General features: G+C 61.9%; 5 protein-coding genes and 2 pseudogenes. 3 read left to right on the top strand and 4 right to left on the bottom strand.

Translation table 11 applies throughout. The features are described 5' to 3' along the window. Window positions 1–1829, top strand: a 1829-nt coding sequence (locus BVER_RS23200; RefSeq protein ID WP_050455284.1) for a dipeptide ABC transporter ATP-binding protein, incomplete at its 5' end; no start/stop codon positions are given. 70 nt (window positions 1830–1899) lie between these two features. After that, window positions 1900–2298 carry a hypothetical protein gene (locus BVER_RS23195; protein WP_050455283.1) on the top strand — a complete coding sequence of 133 codons (399 nt, stop codon included), beginning with the start codon at window positions 1900–1902 and terminating at the stop codon, window positions 2296–2298. A gap of 567 nt (window positions 2299–2865) precedes the next feature. Here BVER_RS23195 and alaE read toward each other — a convergent pair. From alaE to aspT (BVER_RS35780), 4 genes and pseudogenes are all read right to left on the bottom strand, one after another. Next, window positions 2866–3330 carry an L-alanine exporter AlaE gene (alaE, locus tag BVER_RS23190; RefSeq protein WP_050455282.1) on the bottom strand — a complete coding sequence of 155 codons (465 nt, stop codon included), beginning with the start codon at window positions 3328–3330 and terminating at the stop codon, window positions 2866–2868. Between the two features lie 585 nt (window positions 3331–3915). Next, the gene (locus BVER_RS23185) at window positions 3916–4761 is read right to left on the bottom strand and encodes an aldo/keto reductase (protein WP_050455281.1); all 846 of its coding nucleotides are present in this window, start codon (window positions 4759–4761) and stop codon (window positions 3916–3918) included. 67 nt (window positions 4762–4828) lie between these two features. Then, window positions 4829–6513: pseudogene (gene aspT, locus BVER_RS23180) on the bottom strand (aspartate-alanine antiporter). A 19-nt stretch (window positions 6514–6532) separates the two neighbouring features. Next, a pseudogene (gene aspT / locus BVER_RS35780) lies at window positions 6533–8207 on the bottom strand (aspartate-alanine antiporter). A 503-nt stretch (window positions 8208–8710) separates the two neighbouring features. Between aspT (BVER_RS35780) and BVER_RS23170 the strand changes: the two are divergent. Further along, a complete protein-coding gene (locus tag BVER_RS23170) occupies window positions 8711–9709 on the top strand; it encodes a LysR family transcriptional regulator (protein ID WP_050455286.1) in 999 nt (332 codons plus the stop codon). The last annotated feature ends 11 nt before the right edge of the window (window positions 9710–9720 follow it).

Below are 9720 nucleotides of genomic sequence, written 5' to 3'. Positions count from 1 at the left end.
GCGGCAAGTCGACCGCCGCGCTCGCCGTGCTGCGCTATTTGCCGCGAAACGGACGCGTGAAGGCGGGCAAGATCGCCATCGGCGAGCGCGACGTTGCCTCGCTCGATGCCGACGCGCTGCGCGACATGCGCGCGAACGCCGTCTCGATGGTCTATCAGGATCCGGGCCGCGCGCTGAATCCGTCGCTGACGATCGCGCGGCAGGTGTCGGAGGCGTTCGAGGCATCGGGCGCATCGGCGCAGGACGCGCTCGCCCGCACCGCCGATATCTTGAAGCGCGTGCGGATCGCATCGCCGGAACGGGTGATGGACAGTTATCCGCATCAGTTGTCGGGCGGCATGCAGCAGCGCGTCGCCATCGCCATGGCGCTCGCGTGCAATCCCGGACTTCTGATTCTCGACGAACCGACCACCGGGCTCGATGCCACTGTCGAAGCCGAAGTGCTCGATCTGATCGCGCAACTGCGCGCCGAACTCGGCACCGCGGTGCTGTTCATCAGCCACAACCTCGCGGTGATCGGGCGCATGTGCGATCGCGTCGGCGTGCTGTACGCGGGCAAACTCGTGGAAGAAGGCACGACCGCCGATGTGTTCGCCAAGCCCCGTCATCCTTACACGGTCGGCCTGCTGCGCTGCCTGCCGCGCGAAGGTCGCGCGAAGGAAACCGGCCGTCTCGACACGATTCCCGGCTCCTTGCCGCTGCCGGGTTCCGTGACGCAGGGCTGCATTTTCGCGGCGCGCTGCAAACTCGCTGACGAGCGATGCCAGAAGGATGCGCCGCCGCCCTATCGCATTGCGGCGGCGCACGGCGATCAGATGTCGCGCTGTCACTATCACGAGCGCGCCGAGAGTCTGCCGCGCGCGACCGACGAAGCGCCCGTGCCCGTCGCCCCGCTCGATGCACCGGCGCTCGCGCTATCGGCGCGCAATCTGTCGAAGACCTTCCGCGTCGGCGATGAAGACGTGCGCGCGGTGCACGATGTATCGCTCGATCTGGTGCAGGGCGAAACGCTCGGGCTCGTCGCGCCGGACAAGGGCGCGATGCTCAAACTCGACGGCAAAAGTTTGCCGGAGCGCGTGACGCATCGCAGCGAGGAGCAGGTGAAGTCGCTGCAGATCGTGTTCCAGAATCCCGATTCGGCGCTGAACCGCGCGCATTCGGTGCGCCAACTGATCGCGCGATCGCTGACGAAGCTGGCCGCGCTGCACAGCGACGCGAAGGAACAGCGTCTGCAGAAGCTGACCGAAGCGGTGCGTTTGCCGGAGCGTTATCTGAGCCAGCGCACGCGTCAGTTGTCGGGCGGGTTGAAGCAGCGCGTCGCGATTGCACGCGCCTTCGCGGGCGATCCGCGCGTGGTCGTGTGCGACGAACCGACCTCCGCGCTCGACGTCTCCGTGCAGGCCGCGATTCTCAATCTGCTTGCGGATTTGCAGCGCGAGCGGCGCGTCAGTTACGTGTTCATTTCGCACGATCTGCATGTGGTGCGCTATCTGTCGGATCGCATCGCGGTGCTGTATCTCGGGCGCATCATGGAACTGGGTGCGGCCGCCGATGTGTTCGACGGGCCGCAGCATCCGTACACCGAAACGTTACTGTCGTCGGTGCCATCGATCGACGGGACGCATGCGAAGCGCATCCGTTTGTCGGGCGAATTGCCGAGCGCGTCGAATCCGCCATCGGGATGCGTGTTCCATACGCGCTGTCCGCGCAAGATCGGCGAGATTTGCGAAACCAAGACGCCGCCGTGCCGCGATGCGGGCAACGGCCACGCGATCCATTGCCACATTCCCGTCGATGAGCTTCGCGTTTTGCAGACGCAGACCGCGTGAAGTTTTGAACCAATGGAAGCTTAAATCGCTCTCATCGATTCATGTTCCGTTAGACGAGGATTCAATCGCGATGAAACTGTCTCTTGCTCTCGTTGCGTCGCTGGCGCTTGGGGTTACGTTGAGCGCGCAGGCTCAGAATGCGCCCGCTACCGATCCTTCCTTTTCCGCTTATTCGCTTGCGCAGCAATGCAGCCAGAAGTCGGATAACACGGCGCAGGGGCAATGTGTCGGAGCGGTGCGCGGGATCGTGCGCGGGTATCAGTATGGGGTGCTCTTTTTGTCGCAGCGGGCTTCGTTGTCGGATGCCGAGACTAAGCGTGTTTCTCTATGTCTCACCGATACGCAGGTGTCTTCTATTGTTGATGATTTTCTTGCCGATGCTAAGCAGGTTAGTGAGGCGGATCTTAAGCGGACGCCGGCGGAGGTGGCTGTGTTGGGGTCGGTGCATGGGCATCATGCTTGTAGTTGAGGTTATCGTGGCTTTTTATTCTGTAGCCGCCTTCCCGGCGGGGGGTTACTTTCTTTGCGGCGGCAAAGAAAGTAACCAAAGAAAGCCGCTTGCCGATCCTGAGCACCTTCTTGAGCGGCCCCGGCACAGGAATTTAGACTTGGCACGGCAGTAGCGAGTGGCTTCATTGTCTGTCCGGGCGCTGGTTCCCATGCGATCAGCGCTTTCTCGCCCACCTCGGTAACGATCCCCTTCGGCTTACTCCGGCCCGCTCGCGCGGCCGGTTTTGGACCGTACGGGCAACCGGCAGGTGATCAGCGAAACGACCTTACAGGCGGCATCGGTTTGATCGTTATTCGGCCCTACCTTGGTCAGGACTTCTGCTTTGCAGTATCAATCTCGCCGTTGGTCGGGCCCTACCTTGGTTTGCACTTCTGCTGCGAGGCGACGGTTTTTTCGTTTTTCGGCTCTACCTTGGTCAGGGCTTCTATGAAGATTTGCTTGCTCTCGGGGCGTGTGCTCTGATTTCGTCGCGTGTTTGAGTCGTGTCGTTTTGTTTGGGTTCTTGCCGGACCTTCGCTTGCTTCCCTAGCTATTCAGGCTCATCGGGCGTGCGCCGCCGGGTGGTAGGCCGAAGAGTTTTCGGACCGCGTTGAGAAAAGCGCCGTACGGACGTCCCAGTACGAGCATCATGACCGTTGCGCCGACGACACCTCGCCACAGGCCGCTTCCGCGCGCGCCGCTGACCACGATTATCACCGCGTAGATGGGAACCTGAAAACTCACGAGCGCGACGCTATCCCAGAAGAGTTGCGATACGTGTCCAGAACCCGCGCGGCGCATAACGAAGTCACGCCAGATTCCATACGGACGTCCGACCGGAACCATCAGAATCGCGCCCAATATGCGCGCGTGCAGAACCTGATCCCAGCTCATCCCCGCGATGAAGCGCTCATTGATCACGCCCGTCGTGGTGAAGAAAAGAATCAGCGCCGCCGTATCCGCAACAAACGCGCGCCGACGATAAGACCGGTCAGAGTAGAGGTCAGACATATCGCAAGGAAAAGCAATGGAAGCTAAACCATACCGGCAAGCGCGAATGCGCGCTGACGACTAAGCAAACTCAACAATGAGCCAGGTAACGCGCGTCAAATGACCGAGCCAAGCAACGTAGCAAAGCAACCGTCGGCTGCGCCCGCACGACCCGAGCACAGTACAAGATGGTTGCGAAGAGCTTGCGCGACGCCACCAAAAGCGCGTGAAGCATCGAAGCCCAACCCAAGGTAGGGCCGAATAACGAAGAAACCGATGGCATATTCGAGGTCGTTTCGCTGAACATCTGCCGGTGGCCCAAACGGCCCTAAACCGGCCGCGCAGCGAGGCCGGAGTAAGCCGAAGGGGACCGTTACCGAGGTAGGCGAGAAAGCGCGGATCGCATGGGACCCATTAACGGGACAAACCGCGAGAACACTCGCTACTGCTGTGCCAAATAGAAAGTCCTGTGCCGGGGCCGCTCAAGAAGGTGCTTAGGATCGGACAAGCGGCTTTCTTTGGTTACTTTCTTTGCCGCCGCAAAGAAAGTGCCCCCCGCCGGGGAGGCGGCTACTGAACATCCCAACCGAAAAACAAAGAAAGACATCAGAGCATCTCAAGCCCCCTCTTCCGCGTAGGCCCCCGAAACTCCCGATCAACCTGCGCCAGCTCATCAGCAGAAAGCGCTAAGGAAAGAGCAGCAAAATTCTCCCGAACATGCCGAACATCGGAAGCTTTAGGAATAGCAAACACGGCATCCTGCTGAAGAACCCAGGCGAGCGCGACCTGAAAAAAAGAAACGCCCCGCGCCAAAGCAATAGCCTCCAAAACGCCGCCACGCGGCAACCGTGCATGATCGACCGGACTATAAGCCATCGCCGGCATCCGCCACTCCCGCATCCAAGGCAGCAAATCAAACTCCGGCCCACGCCGCGCGACGTTATAAAGAATCTGATCCGTCGCGCAAGCATCGCCGCCATCGAGCGCGAAGAGTTCCTCGAGATCGTCGACATCGAAATTGCTCACGCCCCAGTGACGAATCTTGCCATCGCGCCGCAGCTTCTCGAACCCCGCGACGACGCCCGGCAAATCCTCCCCGCCACGCCAGTGCAGCAAATAAAGATCGATGCGATCCGTCTGCAGCCGCCGCAAACTGCGCTCGCACGCCGCGACCACGCCGCGCTCGCTGCCGTTATGCGGATACACCTTGCTGACGATAAACAACTCGTCGCGCCGATCGCCCAGCGCTTCGGCGATGAGTTTCTCGCTCTCGCCATCGCCGTACATTTCGGCGGTATCGATGAGCGTCATCCCGAGGTCGACGCCCTCGCGCAGCGCCGCGATTTCGGCCTCGCGCGCGTTCGGGCGTTCGCCCATTTCCCAGGTGCCCTGGCCGAGCTTCGGAATGGTTTCGCCGTCGGGCAAGGTGACGGTGGATTTTGCATTCGTCATGAGTAGCCTCCTTGTTCGTCCGCCGATTATGGCGCAAGGAGCTAACGCAAGGAACACGCCAGAACGATCACACCAGCCCGACGACCAGCGGCCCGAGCAAGGTCAGCAGCACGTTCGCGAGCGCATAGGTGACGGCGAACGCGGCCGTCGGCACCGCGCTGTCGGCGCGATCGAGCACGCCGCCGAACGCGGGATTCGCACTGCGCGAGCCCGACAGCGCGCCCGCGAAAATCGCCGCGTTGTCGTAGCGCAGCACGTAGCGGCCGAACAGCATCGTCAGCAGCAAGGGGAACAGCGTGACGAAGACACCGAGCAGAAAGATCGTCAGTCCGCTCTGCTTGACCGTGACGACCGCCTGCAGGCCCGAATTCAATCCGACCACAGCGACGAACGCGGCCAACCCCAGATCCTTCAGCAACTGCGACGCGGCGGGCGGCATCACGCCGTACATCGGATGCTTGCCGCGCATCCAGCCGAATACGAGGCCCACCAGCAGACAGCCGCCGCCCGAGCCGAGCGTGATCGGAATGCCGCCCACGCGCACGACGATCAGACCGAGCAGCAAGCCGATCACGATCCCCACGCCCATATAGATGAAGTCGGTCTTGTTCGAATACGGCAGCTCGTAACCGGCGGCATCGACGGCGCGCTTCGTATCCTGCGGCGAACCGAAGAAGGTCAGCACGTCGCCGTGTTCGAGTTGCGTTTCGGGCAGCACCGGCAAGGGCATGCCGACGCGCGAAATCTCCTGCAGATACACGCCGTGCCGTATGTCGCGATCGACCGTCGCGCGCACGGCGGCAATCGTCGTGTGATTCATCCCGCGTTTAGTGAACACGCCCTGCCGCTTCTGCATGACGAGGCTCATGCCGTCGGAATCGGCGACTTCCTGGCCGAGCTGCGCCGCCGCGCCGACCATCACCTCGCGACGTCCCACCACCAGCACGATATCGTCCGGCTCCAGCATGATGTCCGGACGCGGCTCCAGCGGCCGCCCCGCGCGCCGGATGCGCTCGACCGTGATCATGTCCTGCTCGGCGATCTCGCCGATGGTCCGTCCCGCCGCGCTCACGCCAATCCGATACGCCCGCCCGACCAGCGACGGCAGCGCCGACACCTGTCCCGCCGACGGCCCCGCCGCGCTGCCCGCCAGCGTCTTCTCCGCCTCGATCAACGCTTCGCGCAAGCCCTGCCCCATGAACTTCGGCAGGATATTGACGCACACGATGATCGCGCCGAGCGAGCCGAACACGTACGTCACCGCGTATGCGATCGCCACGTCGGCCTGCAGCGCCTTGGTCTCCTGCGCCCCGACAGGCCGAGCCGCGCGATCGCGTCGCCCGCCGTGCCGATGATCGCCGATTGCGTCAGCGCGCCGCCCGCCAATCCCGCCGCGAGTCCCTTGTTGAGCCGGAATACGCGCGCGCAGACGATCACCGTGACGAGCGCCGACACCGCGAGAAACACGGCCATCGCGATTTCGCGCAAGGTCCGGCGATTCAGCGAATTGAAGAACTACGGCCCCGAGTCGTAGCCGACCGCGTAGATGAACACTGCGAACATCACCGATTTCACGCCGTTGTCGATCTGCACGCCCACCTGACTCACGACGACCGCCGCCAGCAGCGATCCGCCGACGCCGCCCAGCTGAAACTTGCCGAAGTTGATCTGCCCGATCAGATAACCCACCGCGAGCGACAGAAACAGCGCGGTTTCAGGCGTCTTCTGGAAAATCTGGTGCAACCAGTCCATGACGTCCCCTTGTCACGTCTCATCCGATCTTCGCGACGAGCCCGACCACCAGCGGCCCGAGCAACGGCAGCAACACGTTCGACAGCGCATACGTGATGGTGTAGCCGATGACCGGCGTCGCATTGCCCGTCACGCCCGACAACGCGCTGATGGCGGGCGTGCTGCACTGCTGGCCGGCGATCGCGCCGAGCAGCATCGGCACGTCGAGTTTGAGCAGCACGCGCTCGACGAACAGCGACGCCAGCGCCGGCCCCAGCGTGATGACGATGCCCGCCACCGGCAGCGCGACGCCGTACTCGCGATCAGCCGCAGCGCATCCGCGCCCGCCGACAAACCGACCGCCGCGATAAACGTGCACAGCCCGAAATCCTTGATGATCTGCGCGGCCGCCGACGGCAGCGAGCCGATCAGCGGATGACGCGAGCGAATCCAGCCAAACAGCAGTCCCGCGAGCAGACAGCCGCCGCCCGTGCCGAGCGTGAGCTCGACGCCGCCCACGTTCGCCGACAGCCTTCCGATGCCGATGCCAATCAGCACGCCGAGCCTGAGAAACACGAAATCGGTCTTCTGCGTCGCGCGGATGATGTAACCGAGCCGCGCCGCGCGCGACGTCCTCCTTGTTGCCGACCAGCGTCAGCACGTCGCCGCGATGCACCTGCGTGTTCGGCAGCGCGGGAATCGTGCTGTCGAGCCGCGTCACCGCCGCGACGAACACGCCGCGTCCTTCGGCGGGCGTCGCGCGGGCGCGCGCCTGAGCGAGCGTGAGACCGTGCATCTCGCGGCGCGTCAGCATCACATCGGCTTTTTGACGAACACATCCGACACGCCGCCGTTGAACACTTCCTCGCCGATGACGGGAATCGCCTCGATCACCGCCTCGCGCCGCCGCCGATCACGATGCGATCGCCTTCCTTCAGCACGACCGTCGGTTGCGCCTTGATGACGGAGCGGTCGCGCAGCACGCGCTGCACGCTGATGTTGTTGCCGAAGCGCTTTTCCAGATCGCCGATACTTTCGCCAGACGCCATCGTCACCTTGAGCTCGCGGCCGGCGAGCGGCGGCATCGCGAGCGACTGGCCTTCGGCGAGCGCGCCGTCGCCGCCGAGCTTGCGCCAGACGCGTTCGGCTTCGTCGCGCAGATTCACGCGCAGGATCAGCGGCGCGATCTGGCTGCAAAACAGCACGATCGTGACCAGCCCGAACAGATAGCTGACGCTGTACGCCGTGACGATGTTGGCCTGCAAACGCGCGGTCTGCGCCGCGTCCAGCCCGAGCCGGCCGATCGCCTCCGACGCCGTGCCGATCACGGCCGATTCCGTCGCGCCGCCCGCAAGCAAGCCGGCGGCGGTGCCCGCATCGAGCCTGAGCAGCGTGGCGGCCGCGAGCACCAGCGCGACCACCACGACGACTTCGACCAGCGACAGCGCGCCGTAACGCCATCCGCGGCCGATATTGGCGAAGAATTGCGGGCCGCCCGTAAATCCGAGCGCGAATATGAACAGTGCGAAGGAAATATTCTTGAGATCCGGCGAGATGCGCGCGCCGCTTTGCTCGAGAATCAGCGCGACGATCAGCGTGCCGCATACGCCGCCGAGCTGAATGGGACCGAATTTGAACGATCCGATGAAGAAGCCTATCGCGAGACTCGCGAATAGCGCGATTTCTGGTTGCGTCGCAAGCAAATGCCATAGCATGATTTCGCGCCTTTCCAAAAATATATTTCGCCGCCGTTATTCCATCCTATATACAACGTGAAATGCATTTATATCGAATTCAAATATCTCGAACAGTAGGACGATTGATTTCTCTTTTTCAAGTTAATTATTGCTGCTGATATATTACGTACGGCCCCAGCACGATCAACCAAATTAAGCAAATCCTCAACTTTCATAATAACAATTTATCGTCCGCGGTTTGTATTTATAAATGGTGGTTTAACATACATCGGAACCGATGACAGAATCCTTTCTTCCTCGCCGCCCCGCCGCAAAAGTGATTTCTTCTCACCGACCCCAACATCGCAATAATCTGCTCTTTCGGTAACTTTTGCTCTTTTCGAGGCATGTTGATTCTGATATTGCAATATCGTCAGGGTGTCAATATTATCCGCTACACGAGCTTTTCAAAAAGTCGACACGCCCGTCATACAGGGCCCAAGTCGATGACCGAAGATGGCACAAACCGAGAGGGCAACAAGATGAACCAGATCCACGCAATGCGCGTCTTCGTTCGCGTCGCGGACACTGAAAGTTTTCGTCGCGCCGCGCAACAACTCGATGTCTCCAATGCGCTGGTAACCCGGGCAATTGCCATGCTCGAAGCGCATTTGAGAACCCGCCTGATTAATCGCACCACTCGCAACCTGTCCTTGACGGAAGCAGGCACGCGTTATCTGGAAGGCTGCCGTGCATTACTCGAAGAATTGGATCATCTCGAATCGACTGTCACGCATACGGAGGGTGAACCGAGCGGCACCCTGCGCGTGGTCGCTTCAAGCGCACTATCGTTACTGACACTCACGCCATTAATCGATGGATTCAGAAAACAGTATCCAAAAGTTAATGTCCGGCTCACGCTCGCTGAAAGACATGTCGATTTAGTCGAGGACGGATATGACGTCGAAATCGTCACGGCATTCATGGTGACGAGCACCGCGCTGGTCGAACGTCCGATCGGGCTGAACGCGCTGGTGCCGGTCGCCACGCCCACGTTCATCGCCGAACACGGGCTGCCGGCCGCGCCCGCCGATCTGCAGAACATGCCCACGGTCGGCCTGCCCAACGACATCCGCAGTTCGTCCTGGCACTTCCGCCACAAACACGGCTCGTCGGATCAGGTCACGCTCACGCCGGTCTATTCGGTCAACAGCGCGCTGATGGTACGGCTCGCCACGCTGCGCGACATGGGCGTGTCGATCCTGCCGGAAGGCATCGTGGCGGGCGACCTCAAGGACGGCACGCTGGTGCGCCTGCTGCCCGAGTACTCCATCGACGATCCGGAAATGAAAGTGTCGATTGTGTACCCCGGCCGTCAATATCTGCCCGCCAAGACCCGGTTCTTCATCGACTATGCTCTGGAAAAGCTGACGCAGGAAATCAACACCGCCGCCGCGAAGCCCGACGAAGTGTTCCGGCAGCCGCCGCCTCCGTTCAATTCGGCGACGAATTCCAGCGCGGCGCAAGCCATTGCTCACTGATCGCGCGTCAC

This window comes from Candidatus Burkholderia verschuerenii, assembly GCF_001189365.1.
Lineage (GTDB): Bacteria > Pseudomonadota > Gammaproteobacteria > Burkholderiales > Burkholderiaceae > Caballeronia > Caballeronia verschuerenii.
Note: the sequence above shows the minus strand (reverse complement) of the source record. Positions and strands in the feature narration are given on the sequence as shown.